The organism is Arcanobacterium ihumii, from assembly GCF_900604515.1.
Lineage (GTDB): Bacteria > Actinomycetota > Actinomycetes > Actinomycetales > Actinomycetaceae > Arcanobacterium_A > Arcanobacterium_A ihumii.
The window spans coordinates 124890-139676 of record NZ_UWOS01000001.1; the positions used below are offsets into that span (position 1 = coordinate 124890).

Annotated in this window: 17 protein-coding genes and 4 tRNA genes; 5 read left to right on the forward strand and 16 right to left on the reverse strand. The window is 48.8% G+C overall.

Annotated features, from left to right (window positions below):
• Window positions 1-177: 177 nt before the first annotated feature.
• Both EIH22_RS00555 and EIH22_RS00560 read left to right on the forward strand, forming a co-directional pair.
• Window positions 178-618, forward strand: a complete 441-nt coding sequence (locus EIH22_RS00555) for a helix-turn-helix domain-containing protein (RefSeq protein ID WP_124053878.1) — start codon at window positions 178-180, stop codon at window positions 616-618.
• A gap of 37 nt (window positions 619-655) precedes the next feature.
• Window positions 656-1237, forward strand: coding sequence for a type II toxin-antitoxin system VapC family toxin (locus tag EIH22_RS00560; protein WP_124053880.1), 582 nt, complete (start codon window positions 656-658; stop codon window positions 1235-1237).
• Window positions 1238-1340: 103 nt separating this feature from the next.
• Here the strand turns inward: EIH22_RS00560 and EIH22_RS00565 are convergent.
• The 5 genes from EIH22_RS00565 to EIH22_RS00585 all read right to left on the reverse strand — a co-directional run bounded on the left by EIH22_RS00565 (window position 1341) and on the right by EIH22_RS00585 (window position 4077).
• Window positions 1341-1413, reverse strand: a tRNA-Glu gene (locus EIH22_RS00565).
• A 74-nt stretch (window positions 1414-1487) separates the two neighbouring features.
• Window positions 1488-1560: transfer RNA gene (locus EIH22_RS00570), tRNA-Glu, on the reverse strand.
• Window positions 1561-1596: 36 nt separating this feature from the next.
• A tRNA-Gln gene (locus EIH22_RS00575) sits at window positions 1597-1668 on the reverse strand.
• Window positions 1669-1756: 88 nt separating this feature from the next.
• On the reverse strand, window positions 1757-3265 hold the full coding sequence (gene gltX, locus EIH22_RS00580; protein WP_124053882.1) for a glutamate--tRNA ligase: 1509 nt from the start codon (window positions 3263-3265) through the stop codon (window positions 1757-1759).
• A 65-nt stretch (window positions 3266-3330) separates the two neighbouring features.
• The gene (locus EIH22_RS00585) at window positions 3331-4077 is read right to left on the reverse strand and encodes a fumarylacetoacetate hydrolase family protein (RefSeq protein ID WP_124053884.1); all 747 of its coding nucleotides are present in this window, start codon (window positions 4075-4077) and stop codon (window positions 3331-3333) included.
• A gap of 44 nt (window positions 4078-4121) precedes the next feature.
• On the opposite strand from EIH22_RS00585, the gene EIH22_RS00590 reads away from it, so the two are divergent.
• Window positions 4122-5024 (forward strand): 3-methyladenine DNA glycosylase, encoded by a 903-nt coding sequence (locus EIH22_RS00590; protein ID WP_124053886.1) that lies wholly within the window; start codon window positions 4122-4124, stop codon window positions 5022-5024.
• A gap of 148 nt (window positions 5025-5172) precedes the next feature.
• Here EIH22_RS00590 and EIH22_RS00595 read toward each other — a convergent pair.
• The 3 genes from EIH22_RS00595 to EIH22_RS00605 form a co-directional block, all read right to left on the reverse strand.
• Window positions 5173-5254 (reverse strand) — tRNA-Leu (locus EIH22_RS00595).
• Window positions 5255-5329: 75 nt separating this feature from the next.
• Window positions 5330-5809: a thioredoxin-dependent thiol peroxidase gene (bcp, locus tag EIH22_RS00600; protein WP_124053888.1), complete on the reverse strand. Its 480-nt coding sequence runs from the start codon at window positions 5807-5809 to the stop codon at window positions 5330-5332.
• 88 nt (window positions 5810-5897) lie between these two features.
• Window positions 5898-6218: a hypothetical protein gene (locus EIH22_RS00605; RefSeq protein ID WP_124053890.1), complete on the reverse strand. Its 321-nt coding sequence runs from the start codon at window positions 6216-6218 to the stop codon at window positions 5898-5900.
• 128 nt (window positions 6219-6346) lie between these two features.
• On the opposite strand from EIH22_RS00605, the gene EIH22_RS00610 reads away from it, so the two are divergent.
• Window positions 6347-6877, forward strand: coding sequence for a DUF4916 domain-containing protein (locus EIH22_RS00610; RefSeq protein ID WP_124053892.1), 531 nt, complete (start codon window positions 6347-6349; stop codon window positions 6875-6877).
• A gap of 10 nt (window positions 6878-6887) precedes the next feature.
• Here EIH22_RS00610 and rdgB read toward each other — a convergent pair whose 3' ends face one another.
• The 6 genes from rdgB to clpS are packed head-to-tail and all read right to left on the reverse strand — an operon-like array spanning window position 6888 to window position 10918.
• The gene (gene rdgB, locus EIH22_RS00615) at window positions 6888-7523 is read right to left on the reverse strand and encodes an RdgB/HAM1 family non-canonical purine NTP pyrophosphatase (protein ID WP_124053894.1); all 636 of its coding nucleotides are present in this window, start codon (window positions 7521-7523) and stop codon (window positions 6888-6890) included.
• A 10-nt stretch (window positions 7524-7533) separates the two neighbouring features.
• The gene (gene rph, locus EIH22_RS00620) at window positions 7534-8274 is read right to left on the reverse strand and encodes a ribonuclease PH (RefSeq protein WP_124053896.1); all 741 of its coding nucleotides are present in this window, start codon (window positions 8272-8274) and stop codon (window positions 7534-7536) included.
• Window positions 8275-8292: 18 nt separating this feature from the next.
• The gene (locus tag EIH22_RS00625) at window positions 8293-9099 is read right to left on the reverse strand and encodes an MBL fold metallo-hydrolase (protein ID WP_124053898.1); all 807 of its coding nucleotides are present in this window, start codon (window positions 9097-9099) and stop codon (window positions 8293-8295) included.
• A complete protein-coding gene (gene murI, locus EIH22_RS00630) occupies window positions 9096-9941 on the reverse strand; it encodes a glutamate racemase (RefSeq protein WP_124053900.1) in 846 nt (281 codons plus the stop codon). Before murI ends, EIH22_RS00625 begins: the two co-directional genes overlap by 4 nt.
• Window positions 9942-9950: 9 nt before the next feature.
• Entirely contained in the window at window positions 9951-10637 is a 687-nt protein-coding gene (locus tag EIH22_RS00635; RefSeq protein ID WP_124053901.1) for a DUF2017 family protein, read from the reverse strand.
• Window positions 10634-10918: an ATP-dependent Clp protease adapter ClpS gene (gene clpS, locus EIH22_RS00640; RefSeq protein ID WP_235001776.1), complete on the reverse strand. Its 285-nt coding sequence runs from the start codon at window positions 10916-10918 to the stop codon at window positions 10634-10636. Before clpS ends, EIH22_RS00635 begins: the two co-directional genes overlap by 4 nt.
• A gap of 180 nt (window positions 10919-11098) precedes the next feature.
• Between clpS and EIH22_RS00645 the strand changes: the two genes are divergently transcribed.
• Window positions 11099-12457, forward strand: a complete 1359-nt coding sequence (locus tag EIH22_RS00645; RefSeq protein WP_124053902.1) for a nicotinate phosphoribosyltransferase — start codon at window positions 11099-11101, stop codon at window positions 12455-12457.
• A gap of 35 nt (window positions 12458-12492) precedes the next feature.
• On the opposite strand, the gene EIH22_RS00650 is transcribed toward EIH22_RS00645, so the two are convergent.
• Window positions 12493-14274 carry a DEAD/DEAH box helicase gene (locus EIH22_RS00650; protein WP_124053904.1) on the reverse strand — a complete coding sequence of 594 codons (1782 nt, stop codon included), beginning with the start codon at window positions 14272-14274 and terminating at the stop codon, window positions 12493-12495.
• Window positions 14271-14615: a DUF3039 domain-containing protein gene (locus EIH22_RS00655; protein WP_124053906.1), complete on the reverse strand. Its 345-nt coding sequence runs from the start codon at window positions 14613-14615 to the stop codon at window positions 14271-14273. Before EIH22_RS00655 ends, EIH22_RS00650 begins: the two co-directional genes overlap by 4 nt.
• Between the last annotated feature and the right edge of the window lie 172 nt (window positions 14616-14787).

Here is a 14787-nt window from a genome sequence, read left to right on the forward strand (position 1 = left end):
CTCCAAGATTTGTAGGTATTTCTAATAGCGGTCATTAAGAAGGGTGGTTGGTGGATAGCCGTTGGCTACCCACCAACCACCCTTCACTTATTGACGCTTTTTAAGAAACTCTTTACACTTGTATGTGTAAGTTCTAAGCGTTGCAAACTTAGACTCAACTAAACAAGGAACAGATCAATGTCTACTACATTTGTTGACAGCAAGATCAATATCAACGACTCCACACTGGAGGACATCCACGGTCTGCCAAAAGATGAGGAATCAAAAATTTCCATCACCTCGAGCAATGGCAAACTTCTTGAAAATATTCCACCCAGCATCGGCATGCTATTAGAGCAAATACTTAACGCAATTAACGAAAATGGGCATGTTGCGGTATCGACTCTCCCAGAAGTTCTTTCTAGCAATGCAGCAGCTGAGTTGCTCGGTATTTCTCGACCAACTCTTATGAAGCGGGTAGAAAATGGTGAAATCCCATTTCTTCGAGTGGGAACACATAAGCGTTTTAATCGAAAAGACGTGCTGAAATACCGTCAGATGATTCTAAAAAAGCAAGAAAAGAAGCTTGAAGAACTTCGAATTTTCTACTCAAACGAAGGAAGTTTTTTCGAAGATTAACCCTTTAGTGAGGCACTTTTCAGATATGCTCTGTAATGTGCCTCACTTAGTTTTCGTGGATGCGAATATTCTAGCCAGCCGAACTTTAATGGACTGGCTTTTTCACTTGCGTAATAAGACGCCAGGGATGTTTACTTTACAGACTTCAAAAGATGTCATAACGGAAGTTTGCTACACGATTAGGAGGAAATACCCTCAAGCAAGTGATTCCATCATTAATAAACGCGTACAACGCATCCAAGAGCTCATGGACGAAGTCCTCACCGAAGAATTTGATGGCAACTTATCTAGCTTTACCGGATCAGACATAAACGATTACCACGTTCACGCAGCAGCGATTAAAGCAACATCTCAGTATATTTTGACGAATAACAAATCCACGGATATCACTACCACTCCCGATGACCAGCCCTATAGCATAATTGCTGCAGATGATTTTCTTTGTTTGGTGGCACAATCAGCTCCACACGCCTGCGAGGAAGCAATCAATGAACAATTCTTATATTGGGCAAAGGACCAAAAACTTACAGACCCAAAACTTGAGGAGCACTTAGTAAAAGCTGGGTGCCCAAAATTTGCCAATATCGTTCATAATTCTTTGTTTATCATAAAGTATTAACAGAATTCTAGAGTCTCGCAAACTTCGCCGACTCGGAAATAAGCTGTGGGCTCGAACTTTAACCTTTGGTCATTGTTAGTTCGAGCCCACAGCCTTGCGTTTGTACCCCGTACCGGATTTGAACCGGTGTTACCGCCGTGAGAGGGCGACGTCCTAGGCCGCTAGACGAACGGGGCCTATTTATGATCTTGAATTGCTCCAAGATATTTATAGATCCACACTTCTAACCGAGTCAGTAGTGTGGATCTTGTACCCCGTACCGGATTTGAACCGGTGTTACCGCCGTGAGAGGGCGACGTCCTAGGCCGCTAGACGAACGGGGCCAACGCGATAAATCGCTGAAGAATTAATCTTCTTCGCTGGGATACCAGGACTCGAACCTAGACTAAAGGAACCAGAAACCTTCGTGCTGCCAATTACACCATATCCCATGGTGGTTTGCAGTCTTGCGATCTGCAACGGAATATCATCTTACGCAGGTTACGCGCTTAAAGCAAACCACAGTCTACGTGAGCGTACTCACGCAGAAAGTTGAGCCCTAAAACGGCGAATACGCTTGATTGATTCCTCTTTACCAAGTAACGCGATTGAATCAACTACAGGCAAAGAAACATTGCTTCCTGTCATAGCTACAAACAGTGGAGCGTAGGCAAAGCGAGGCTTTACTTCCATCCCCTGCACCACTGCGGCATCGAATTCTTCTTTAACCGTCACAGCCGAGAAATCCTCAATACCCTCGAATACTTCGGCAGCCTTATCTAGCACAGCTACAGTAGTGTCCTTGAGCTTAGAAACAGCCTTTTCGTCGTACTCGAGCGTATCTGCATCTGTAAACAGGAATGCCATAAGCTTAGTAGCTTCACCAAGCAACTGGATTCGAGTCTGAACAAGAGGAGTAGCACCGTCGAGCAAACGCTGCGTTTCAGTGTCGAGATCTTCGTACTTCTCCCCTGAAATCAAACCATCGCGGCTCAAGAACGGAACAAGACGATCACGCAAGTCATTAACCTCAAGCATGCGAATATGCTCAGCGTTAATTGCGATGCACTTCTTATCGTCGAAACGAGCTGGATTAGGATTCACATCTGCAACGTCGAAAGCCTGAGCGAGATCTTCACGTGAGAAGATATCGTTGTCTGGCGAGATCGACCAGCCGAGCAATGCCAGGTAGTTAATTAAACCTTCTGGAATCATTCCACGGTCACGGTGAAGCAACAGATTTGATTCTGGATCACGCTTTGAGAGCTTCTTGTTACCTTCACCCATAACGTATGGAAGGTGTCCAAATAGTGGCATCTCCTTGGCAATTCCGAGCTCAAGGAGAGCACGGTATAACACAACCTGACGAGGAGTGGAAGAGAGCAAATCTTCGCCACGCAAAACGTGGTTAATTCCCATCATTGCGTCGTCAACCGGGTTCGTCAGAGTATAGAGCGGATCGCCGTTTGCACGAACGATTACATAGTCCGGCACCGAACCTGCTTTAAAGGTAATTTCACCGCGAACTAGATCGTTGAAAGTGATGTCCTCATCAGGCATCCGGATACGAAGTACTGGCTCACGTCCCTCAGCACGAAACGCCGCTTTTTGCTCTTCCGTGAGGTCGCGATCAAAGCCGTCATAACCAAGCTTAGGATCTTCACCCTTAGCTAGATGGCGCTGCTCAACTTCTTCTGGGGTTGAAAAAGATTCGTATGCATATCCCGCTTCAAGTAGTTTCGCCGCTACGTCGTGGTAGATATCCATGCGCTGTGACTGTCGGTAAGGTCCGTGCGGGCCGCCAACTTCAGCACCTTCATCCCAGTCCAAACCTAACCATTGAAGTGAATCAATAATTTGGTCATACGATTCTTGGGAATCACGAGCCGCATCAGTATCTTCGATACGGAAAACGAATGTACCACCGGTGTGGCGCGCGTATGCCCAGTTAAATAGGCAGGTACGTACCATTCCAACATGTGGAGTTCCGGTTGGCGAAGGACAAAATCGAACACGGACATTTTCGCCCGTCATAGCTACAGTACTCATCGTCTCTAGCCTACTCCTATTTATGTTTGAGCTAAAAAATCTCTAAGGAAAATTGAATCTGATCGTCAGGACGCAACCACTGGATTACGCAAATCTCCGATTTCTTCGATAGCTACCACGACGTCGTCGCCAGGTGTAATCGCAGTCGGTACGATTAAATCTCCAAGCAAAATAATATCGCCAGGCAACAGGCTGAAAATTTCAGAAACGGCAGATACGTAAGAAGCAATGTTGTCCACATTTACCGTTACCGTAGCACTAGCGACATCGTCGTTAATTTCAACAAATACGTGAAGCTCGTCAGTGGAAAGCGCGGTATCGATAACGGGTCCAAGTGGGCAGGAAGTGTCAAAACCGTAAGCATGAGCAGGAGAAGAATGAGCGTACTCCGGAGCACTCACCGCATTAACCACCGTGTAACCAAAGATTACGTCTGCCACTCGATCTGCTGGAACATCACGGCAAGGACGCGAGATCACAACACCAAGATTCGGCGCACTCGTAACACCATTCGCCCAAGTAGGAATAACAACGGGTACATCTGGCCCCACAACGGCCGTATTAGGTTTTAGGTACCAGCCGCCACCTCGAGGATTACTCATATTCTCGTCAAAATTCTGAGTACTACCAATTACTTTGGATCGTGGCAGCATCGGTGCGACGAGATGGACCTCGTCTTCCTTAAAGACCTGCCCAGTTTGCTCAATACCCGAATACATAGGATCGCCAGCAATGACGTGATACTTCTGATTTTCAACATCGAGGATCGCAAAACGTGGACCTTGTTCTAATGACAAACGCGCAATTTTCATAACTCTAGCCTAAACCAGAACCGATGATGTGCCACAATAACAAAGTGAAAATTTTACCTGTAGAGGATTGGACAAATCGCTGGAACCACCATGTTCGTGAAGCAGACGCGCGCACAGCTCCCCATATTCAGCGGCGTGAGCGCGGGGAGAAACATCCTCTGGAAGACTTTCTTTGGGAGTACTACCCACTGCGTGCGGGACGTTTTCGTACCTGGTACCCAGGAATTGACGACGACGGCGCAGTTGGCTTGGAGCGTCCATCGTCTTGCCTTGTAGAGGCATGCATATATTGGAACAAACTCGCACACTCGAGATGGTTTCGTACCGACGACGATGCGCTCACCTGTTATTTAAACGTTCCAGCCTTCGTCGAGTATCGGCATCATGGAATTAATTTTCTGCGGAAATTGTTGACGAAGCTTCAAAATACTACACCGGTTTTTGGCTGTTTGGGCTGGCACGAATGGGCAATGGCGTACAAAGTTGACGAGCTGCGCCATTCGCTTCCCTTACGGCTAGGACAAGACCGAACCAACGCAATAGTAGAACAGGCACATATTCGTTGCACACACTTTGATGCATATCAGTTCTTTAGTCCCCAAGCGATAGATCTCAACATGGTTCGGCCAACCTACGAAACTGTTCTTGATTATGAACAACCTGGTTGCATTCATGTGAATATGGATTTATTACGGGCTTGTATCCAGCTTGGACCACTAATTCCGGGTGAATTACTGTTGGAAAGCTACGATTTAGCACGCCGGGCCAGAACAATTGATATGGCAGCATCACCCTATAATTGCGAGGCGATCGGACTGAAACCCATCCTGATTGAAACTACCGAAGGAAAGGCTGAATATATTCGAGCTCAACAAGAGTTGGCGGAAACAGCACGTCCAATTCGGGCAAAGGTACTAGACATTCTTTCTAGCGTTTCTGAACTATGACAACTATAGCTTTCCTTGGATTGTGTTAAAACACGCTGAATCGGTCAGAAAATCTTTCTTAAATTCCCGTCCTAGTGAGGGAGATTCAGGACTAGAAAACAACGTTGCCCTCGCAACACATCTTTTGTGTTGCGAGGGCAACGGTTTGTGCGCGAGGAGGGACTTGAACCCTCACGTCCTAAGACACTAGAACCTAAATCTAGCGCGTCTGCCAATTTCGCCACTCGCGCGGACGTGTTCAATAAAATCGAACACGGTTAAGCATAGCGATATTTTCCAAAAATTCAAAAAAATCGCAATGTTAGCTATCTATCTATTCCAAGCTCCTTACGAAGGCGAGCAACGTGCCCGGTGGCTTTCACGTTGTACTGAGCCAGTTTTACGGTGCCGTCCTTGGCAATGACCACAGTTGAACGAATTACACCTTTAATCAATTTCCCGTAATTCTTCTTTTCCCCAAAAGCTCCCCATTCAGTCATAACGCTCTTATCTGCATCGGATGCCAAAGGAAAATTCAACGATTCCTTATCCGTAAATTTCTGCAAAGACTCCACCTTATCTGGCGAAATCCCGATGACGGAGTAGCCCACCGCCTTCAAAGAATTCTCCGAATCTCTAAAGTCACATGCTTCTTTTGTACATCCTGGCGTCATAGCGCGCGGATAAAAGTAAACGATTATACCGGCGTCGGACTTCTTCAATTCCTCGCTCAGACTTACAGTTCCTCCATCAAGTGTGGGAAGCGTAAAATCTGGTGCTTTGGTTCCTACTTCAAGCTGTGGCATGTATTGCTCCTTTGTATTTGAATCTCTTTAGCGTTCTCAAAGTTCGTGGCGCCTACCCGGCTGCCGATGGCCCTCTCGCTCTGTCTGACTACTTGCCCTCATCAAATATTGAAATAAAGAGTTGCAAGCTAACCACTAGGATGAACAGGATAAAGCCAACGATCATCGGTGTAATTCCCAAGGTGGTTGGCATAATCAGACCGGTTGCTAACGTTCCGGCAACACCGAGCAGATATCGCTGCGTTCGCGCTCCATAAAAAGTGAGGACGACCGTAATTAGCCCAATGACCGCGATTCCAATCGAGGCCGGTTCTATCCCAACTTTAAACAGCGTCGCCATGCCAAGTACGAACATAATTACTGAAAAGCCTTGGCAAAACCCCATGAGTATCCGTAGATATTTAGTCACATATCCACTTTGCCACAGCGTTAAACTGTTTTCCTATAGATCTAAGAAATATGGTGAGCGCGTTCACTAGCTGCCAAAAACTCGAACGATTAACCCCACTTATTGATGTGAACTGGCACAATCAAAGTATGAATGAAATTGCATCCGGTGACATGGGACCGTGGCTCTCCCCTGAGGAGCTCGAATTCGTCAGAAACAAAGTTCCTATGCTTTACGTCGATATCGTACCAGTACGTTTGAACGACGACGGTCGCGTGGAAGCATTTGGGCTCATCCTTTGTATGAACGACGACGTTTTGTCACGTTCGCTCGTCAGCGGTCGAATTTTATTCCACGAGTCGATCCACGATGCTCTTATTCGCCATATCGATAAGGATCTCGGGCACATGGCATTACCACAGCTCCCCACCTCAATCGTTCCATTCACCATCGGCGAATACTTCCCTACCCCAGGAGAAGGTCTTTTCGATCCTCGCCAACACGCTGTATCGCTCGCTTACGTTATTCCAATGAATGGCGACTGTAGCCCGCAAAACGACGCTCTTGAATTCTCCTGGTTCACACCAGGCGAAGTTGCAACCCCTGAATTACAGGCAGAAATGAGCGAGAGCCAAGCGCGTATCTTGCGCAGGGCTCTCGCCCATCTAACTTGCTTCTAGCCGAGCTAAATCATGAAGCCGGTAATTCTTCGTTATTCAGCACAGCCGTAACTAGCGGTGCCATCTGCTCAAATGCTCGTGAACGATGCGAAATTGCATTCTTTTGTTCCGGATCTAGTTCAGCTAGCGTTACGTCCATACCTTTGGCTTGGAAAATAGGATCGTATCCGAAACCACCAACTCCGGCGCGTTCAAAACGAAGTGTGCCAAGTACCTGACCAATTCGACTAAACTCACGGCCATCTGGAAGTACCAAAGCCGCAGCACAGGTGAAGTTTGCACCTCGATGTTCAGGAGGAACATCCGCAAGTTGATTCAAAAGTAGATCGAGGTTCGCGGTATCGTCGCCATGCTTGCCGCTCCAGCGAGCCGAGAAAATACCCGGCGCACCGCCTAAAACGTCAACACAAATCCCCGAGTCATCAGCAAGGGCAGGAATACCTGTTTTTACAGCTAGTTGGCGTGCCTTGATCAACGCATTTCCAGCAAACGTCACTTCATCTTCAACTGGTTCAGGAATATCGAATTTACGAGCAGACTGGATAACCTCCGGATCGAGATCCGATATAAATTTACTCAAAATGGCCCTGAGCTCACCGACCTTGTGTTCATTTCTTGTTGCAAGAATCAGCTTAGGCACAGTCATCAAACCGTCCTTAGCTTTCTAACGCGATCGTTTGCAGGTCGGCCAAAGTAGCATTGCCCTGCGCAGCAAGATCCAACAGCACATTCAGTTCATCGCGATCAAAGGGTTCACCCTCTGCGGTACCTTGAACCTCGATGAACTTACCTGAACCAGTCATCACCACATTCATATCGGTTTCCGCGCGAGAGTCTTCTTCATACGGAAGATCCAAGCAAGGATGACCATCGATAATTCCAACAGAAATCGCGCTCACAGAATCGCGAAGTACAGGCTTACCTGCTTTGGACTTGATTAGCCCATTCTTGGTTCCCCAGGTAATCGCGTCGGCGAGCGCAACGTAAGCGCCAGTAATAGAAGCGGTGCGGGTACCGCCGTCGGCCTGAAGAACATCGCAGTCCAAAACGATCGTGTTTTCGCCGAGGGCGCTCATATCAACAACAGCGCGCAAGGAACGCCCCAATAGCCTCGAAATCTCTTGTGTACGACCACTTACCTTACCTTTTACCGACTCACGCTGGTTTCGAGTGTCAGTTGCTCGTGGGAGCATTGCATATTCACCGGTAACCCAGCCCATTCCTGAATCTTTGCGCCACCGAGGAACTCCTTCGGTAAATGACGCCACGCATAGAACTTTGGTATTTCCAAACTCAACGAGTACTGATCCTTCGCCCTGGGCAAGATAGTTACGGGTAATTTTGATCGGGCGAAGCTCGTCAAAAGCTCGGCCATCTGCACGTGTAAAACTAGTCATGGAACCAGAATACCGCGATTAGAAGACGTATTCTTCCCCTGCTTGTACCACGTGAACTTCGCCGTCGAACTTCTTTTGGGCATCTGTCTGCGTTTTGATCGGATCAGTCCACGGTTGAAGGTGCGTCAAAAGCAGTTTCTGAGCGCCCGCTTGGTTTGCAACTTCGCCAGAGCGTAGACCAGTCATATGAACGCCACGCACAGAGTCTCGACCTTCTTCAAAAGCCGCCTCACAAAGGAAAAGATCCGCGCCAGTTGCCGCATCAATTACGCCTTCACAAGTATCCGTATCGCCCGAATAAGTAAATACGACGTCTCGATCAGGATCCTCGTCCGAAGGAGCCGTAAGGCGAATGCAATGGGCGGGGATTGTATGATTAGCCCGGAAAAACTCGATTTTCATCGGTCCCAATTGAACAACATCTCCAGGCTTAACCTGTACAAAATCAAACTCGGTTTCGTAAGTTTCATCGATTGGGTCATCAGAGATCCCTCGCGTGCGCGCAACACCGTCTCCCGGAGTATATACCGGAATCTTTGGGAGTGCTCCTTCTGGATACCAACGGCGGTAAACCTGCATGCCAACGATATCCGCAAAATGATCGGCGTGAAGATGCGAAGCTACAATCGAATCAAGCAAAGCAGGATCAAGATAATTAAGGAGCTGGCCCATTGCCCCCGGACCAAAATCCAATAAAACAGACCACGTGCGTGCTTCGTGAGAGCGATTACCCCCGGCACGTTCCTTTGCTTGAACTAGATAAGCCGATGCCGCAGAGCGTTTCCCAGACATCGAACCAGAGCACCCGATAATCGTTACTTTCATCGTGTTTCTCCAGGAGTGGAACTATTTTGTTGATGGGCATTGATTCCGTGTGCCGCACGAACTTCAGGACCTAAAAAGCGCTTAGCAAGATTTTCAAAATACGCTGCGTCACCGGTGGAATAGAAACTATAAATGGGTTCACCTGCGTCGTGGGAGCGCATCAAATCATTCACAACCAATTCGTGATAAACATCCTTGGCAGTTTCTTCAGCAGATGAAACCAAGGTCACGCTGTCTCCCATAACGTACGAGATAACTCCGGTAAGCAACGGATAGTGAGTGCACCCTAATACCAAAGTGTCTACGTCTGCATCCTTAATTGGTTGCAAGTATTCGCGGGCAACATCGAGCAACTCGGGACCATTCGTCATCCCTTTTTCAACAAACTCAACAAAACGCGGGCAAGCAACCATAGTCAGATCTAAATCCGGTGCTGCAGCGAAGGAATCTTCGTAAGCTCGAGAAGAAATTGTGGCTTGGGTGCCGATGACCCCGATGCGTCCATTTCGAGTGGAGCGAACCGCGCGTCGTACCGCCGGTTGAATGACCTCAATAACTGGAATACCGCGCGCTTTGGTGTAGCGTTCACGAGCATCTCGCAAAACAGCAGACGATGCAGTGTTACAAGCGATAACGAGGACTTTCACGCCCGATTCAACCAGTTGATCCATGACGTCAAGTGCGAGTTCACGTACTTCAGCAAGTGGGCGCGGACCATAGGGCGAAAACTTCGTATCGCCAATATATGAAATGGATTCATGAGGTAACTGATCAATGATTGCTCGAGCTACTGTAAGCCCGCCAACTCCTGAATCAAAGATACCGATCGGTGCATCGTGCATAGTGTTACTCTATCCGCGCAAAGCCTTATTTCTTACTGCAATGACAAGTGAGTCTTGCCACCAAGAAATCATCGTGTACAGAACCGTCATCATGTCTTCTGGAGTCTCAATCTCCGGAAGATCCTCAGGTGCAGTTTCACGCTGAGTCGTGAAGAGTGTTGCTCGTTCATAAACTGAGTTTCCAGATTCTTCATCAAAGATCCCAAGCCGCGAAGCAAGAACTATTCGAATATCGTTCAAGGCTGCCATCCACGCCACCGCTTCTTCGTTCTTGACGACGACGATATCCCCATTTTCTGATTCCTTGGAGATACCCGTGAAGAACGTCGTGAGATTGTCGATCTTCACCCGGCTCACAGATTCTTCGGTAAGCGCACGCAAATCACGTGCTAAGTCAGGATCCTCACTCATGTCTGGTAACAGGCGTGAGAGGGCATCATCGAAAAATAACTCTGACTCGGAAGTGACTTCAGGTTCCAGTTCCGCCTCAACCATTTCGGCAATCGCATTGAGCTCGTCTTCGAATGCGGCGAAAGCATCATCGTCATCGCGAATACGGTCACGTTTTTCGATTTCATGTTCGACGTCGGAGCCCAAAATAAAAACAAGGTCGCGAGCCAAACCAGCAAGCATTGAACGTTCATCTTCGCTCGCACGGGCCAAGTAGCCTCCACGAATCATTTGAAAAGCCATCATGAGGAAGCCTCCGGTTCGATCGTTGCCCAGAGTCCAAAACCATGCATTGCTTGCGCATCCTTTTCCATCTGTTCGCGCCCTCCCGAAGCTACCACGCTTCGACCGCGATGATGGACTTGGAGCATTTTCTTACGTGCTACTTCGGTATTCATTCCAAAGTAGGATTCAAAAACCCACTGCACATAGCTCATAAGATTAACAGGATCATTATGGACAACAGTTACCCAGCTCGAAGCCGGATTGATCTTTTCATCCACCGATACAGCCGTCTCTTCACCCAAACTTGGCTCATGGTCATGATGAGAATCATGAACCAACCCAATATTATTTGCACTCGTGAATGAACTGAACACCCCTAAAGTCTAAAACACCGCAAGCAATCTGCCACCAAATTCGTGCTTTCTGTGGCGTTTACCTACTTTATGTAGCGAATTACCTGTGCACAGCGATAACGTTAGGGCATGACTGATTCTCACCTGAGCACTTCATTGCTCACTGATATGTATGAATTGACGATGATCGATTCTGCTTTGAAATCTGGTACAGCGAACAGAAAGTCTGTTTTTGAACTGTTTGGTCGCCGTCTTCCTGGAAATCGACGTTACGGTGTTGTGGCTGGTACCGCACGTGCGCTCAGAGCATTAGAGAACTTCCGCTTCTCTGAAGCTGAAATTGACTATTTACGTGAGGCGGGAATCATCTCCGAAGAAACCCTTGAGTGGCTGGCTAATTATCATTTCTCTGGCGATATCTATGGCTATCCGGAGGGTGAATGTTACTTCCCTTATTCACCAGTAATGACGGTCACCGGCACCTTTGCCGAATGCGTTGTGCTGGAAACAGTTTTGCTTTCCATCCTAAACTTTGACTCGGCTGTGGCTACCGCTGCTTCAAGGATCACCATCGCAGCTCATGATCGACCTTGCTTGGAAATGGGCTCGCGCCGCACCCACGAAATGGCTGCTGTTGCAGCAGCCCGAGCTTGTGTTATTGGTGGATTTGTTGGGACTTCGAACCTCGAAGCGGGACGTTCCTACGGTATCCATGCCATCGGCACCTCTGCGCATTCTTTCACTCTTGTGCATGATTCTGAAGAAGATGCCTTTGCAGCTCAAATTGCAACGATGGGTCCAAACACTACATTGCTAGTTGACACCTATGACGTGACGCGTGGTGTGGAACGTGCTGTGCAGGCAGCAAGAGACGCGGGTGACGAACTTGGAGCGGTGCGACTCGATTCTGGAGATCTGGTTGCACAGGCATTCCAAGTACGCGCTCAACTCGATGAGCTAGGCGCAACCTCAACAAAAATCACTGTTACTTCTGATCTTGACGAATATGCAATTGCTGCTCTGAACGCTGCGCCTGTTGATTCGTATGGTGTAGGTACCAAGGTAGTGACTGGTTCTGGTCACCCTACCGCGGAAATGGTTTATAAGCTGGTTGCTCGTGAAGACTCTTCAGGCATAGTTCACGAAGTCGCAAAGAAGTCGAGTTCTAAGCAGTCTGTTGGCGGGTTAAAGGTCGCTGGACGTACGCATGACGAAACTGGTCGCGCAACATCTGAAGTTATTGTGTCTGCTGAGTCATGGGAAGCCGGCTTGGCTTACCTTGAAGAACACGGTGCACGTCCGCTTCAGGTGCAGCTGGTTAAAGACGGCATCATTGATAAGACCCACCTTCAGAAAGAAGCTCTAGCAGCGGCCGCAGAACGCCACCGTAATTCTCGTGCGGCTCTTCCGTACGCAGCTTGGCGTCTTTCCGAAGGCGAAGCCGGAATCCCGACGACGATGGTAGATATTTTCGAGGGCGACGACTAAGTTTAGACGGCTACCTTCGGTTGGGCGCAAGTATTTTATTTGCGCCCAACAAACCAGTTCTGGAGCTTGATGATCCTAGCTTCGACCTGCTCCAACGAGGCACGAGCAACTTCTGGACCACCACATGCCTTGCGTAGATCGGTATGAATGAGCGCGTGGGGACGACCCGTCTTTGAGGAATACGCCGAAACCAGTTTCGAAAGCTCTTGTCGCTTTTGGCGACGCTTTCTTGAATCAAGCATAGGTTTGCTCGCTGGATCTGCCTTGCCTTGTTTTGCCTGCGAAGCTTGCCGAGAGCGCAGTAGCTCGGTAACTTCCTCAGGTTCCAGCAACCCCGGAATCCCTAAAAAGTCCGCTTCCTCATCGGAGCCCACTTCTGCCCACATTCCAAAGTCAGAGCCGTCGTAGACGACGCGATCAAATGTAGCATCTGCAGACAGCGCCTGGAAGCCCACTCCCTCGAGATCATCTGACGCACGTTCTTCACGCTGCGCTTGCTCAAGTGCAGCATCGTCCCACCCCTCTTCGCTCTCTGGACGCTGCAAAGCATGGTCACGTTGTGCTTCAAGTTCACCCGCTAGTCCGAGCAGGTTCTCAACCGACGGTAAAAAGACCGAAGCCGTCTCCCCGCGTTTACGAGCACGAACGAAACGTCCGATCGCCTGGGCAAAAAACAGCGGAGTTGCCGTTGAGGTTGCGTAGACGCCCACGCACAAACGTGGGACGTCAACCCCTTCCGAAACCATTCGAACCGCAACCATCCACCTTGATGTTCCGTTGGAAAACTCAGCAATACGATCGGACGCGGTAGGATCATCAGACAGAATCACAGCCGGCTGCTGACCCGAAATAGATGCCAAAATTTGTGCGTATGCACGCGCGGTTTTGTGATCGGTAGCGATAACTAGACCACCGGCGTCGGGAACAGATTGACGAACAATCGTCAGACGTTCGTCGGCAGCTGCCAAGACTTGCTGAATCCATTCACCAGATGGATCAAGAGCGGTTCGCCAGGCCTGAGCCGTCATATCTTTAGTCAATGGCTCACCTAGAGTTGCCGAGACTACGTCACCATGCTTCGTCTTCCAACGCATCTGTCCTGAATAAGACATGAACATCACCGGACGCACAACGCCGTCGCGAAGAGCATCTGCGTATCCATATGAGTAATCGGAGCGTGAACGGAAAACACCGTCACCGTCGGGTTCATATTGGACAAATGGGATCGATGCCGTATCCGAGCGAAATGGTGTACCGGTCAAAGACAAACGGTGTTTCGCCGGGTCAAAGGCAATCCGAATTGCATCACCCCAGGAGAGATTGTCTCCACCGTGATGGACTTCGTCAAGAATTACTAAGGCTGCCTTAGCTGAACTGCGGTGACGATGGAACATCGGTGCACGTGCAACCTGAGCATAGGTAAGGCAGACACCGTTGAAGGAAGAACCTAGACCTGCTTGAGCGTTGGAAAAATCCGGATCAAGTTGGAGGCCAACTCGAGCAGCGGCTTCTGCCCACTGATATTTCAAGTGTTCGGTTGGACAAACAACGGTTATTTCAGAAACAAAACCACGGGATTTGAGCTCGGTTGCAATACGAAGAGCGAAAGTAGTTTTACCTGCGCCAGGAGTTGCAACTGCCAAGAAATCACGAGGAGTTGAGTCAAGATAAAGATTGAGCGCTTCAGCCTGCCACGCACGTAAGTGCCCTGCTGTTCCCCATGCTGCTCGCTGAGGAAACGCCGGCGAAAGGTTTTCCGCGGCGGAAACAGAGACTGATTGTGGAGGATTATGATGGCGCCTTGACGCCTCATTCACTGATTACCACCCGGAACGTTTGGACCAAATGGCCAGGAGTTTGATCCCCCTCCATTATTGAGGTTCTTATAGATTTCCTTGCATGTGGGGCAGATTGGAAAACGATCGGGGTTACGTACCGGAGTCCAGACTTTGCCACACAGCGCAACGACGGGACCTCCTTCAACCGCAGACTGTGTGATCCTGTCTTTACGTACATAGTGAGCGTAACGTTCATCGTCACCTGGACTTTGTTTTTCCTCGGTTCGCTCAAGAAGCTGCGTGCCCGCGGATTGTGCTGTATCTGGCGCGGCAGGTGCTGCTGGGCCTTGCGGTGCGGAATACGGATCTTCAGTACTCATGTCTTCAAGTGTAGTGCGTGCCTCCTGCGAAATTCACGTGCCAGCAACGCGGTTAATCCCACATTGCTTAGCCGTTGACACCGCAAATAAAAGTGTTGGTCCTGATCAGCAGTACCGACCAGGACCAACATCAAGTTATTACATCTAAAGTCCATTCACAAGACTCTAGATG

What these genes read in the sequence shown, in the direction of transcription:
- EIH22_RS00645 (WP_124053902.1), top strand. Translation starts at nt 11,099, where the DNA reads ATGACTGATTCTCACCTGAGCACTTCATTGCTCACTGATATGTATGAA.
- EIH22_RS00610 (WP_124053892.1), top strand. Translation starts at nt 6,347, where the DNA reads ATGAATGAAATTGCATCCGGTGACATGGGACCGTGGCTCTCCCCTGAG.
- bcp (WP_124053888.1), bottom strand. Translation starts at nt 5,809, where the DNA reads ATGCCACAGCTTGAAGTAGGAACCAAAGCACCAGATTTTACGCTTCCC.
- murI (WP_124053900.1), bottom strand. Translation starts at nt 9,941, where the DNA reads ATGCACGATGCACCGATCGGTATCTTTGATTCAGGAGTTGGCGGGCTT.
- rdgB (WP_124053894.1), bottom strand. Translation starts at nt 7,523, where the DNA reads ATGACTGTGCCTAAGCTGATTCTTGCAACAAGAAATGAACACAAGGTC.
- gltX (WP_124053882.1), bottom strand. Translation starts at nt 3,265, where the DNA reads ATGAGTACTGTAGCTATGACGGGCGAAAATGTCCGTGTTCGATTTTGT.
- EIH22_RS00635 (WP_124053901.1), bottom strand. Translation starts at nt 10,637, where the DNA reads ATGATGGCTTTTCAAATGATTCGTGGAGGCTACTTGGCCCGTGCGAGC.
- EIH22_RS00625 (WP_124053898.1), bottom strand. Translation starts at nt 9,099, where the DNA reads ATGAAAGTAACGATTATCGGGTGCTCTGGTTCGATGTCTGGGAAACGC.
- EIH22_RS00585 (WP_124053884.1), bottom strand. Translation starts at nt 4,077, where the DNA reads ATGAAAATTGCGCGTTTGTCATTAGAACAAGGTCCACGTTTTGCGATC.
- rph (WP_124053896.1), bottom strand. Translation starts at nt 8,274, where the DNA reads ATGACTAGTTTTACACGTGCAGATGGCCGAGCTTTTGACGAGCTTCGC.
- EIH22_RS00555 (WP_124053878.1), top strand. Translation starts at nt 178, where the DNA reads ATGTCTACTACATTTGTTGACAGCAAGATCAATATCAACGACTCCACA.
- EIH22_RS00655 (WP_124053906.1), bottom strand. Translation starts at nt 14,615, where the DNA reads ATGAGTACTGAAGATCCGTATTCCGCACCGCAAGGCCCAGCAGCACCT.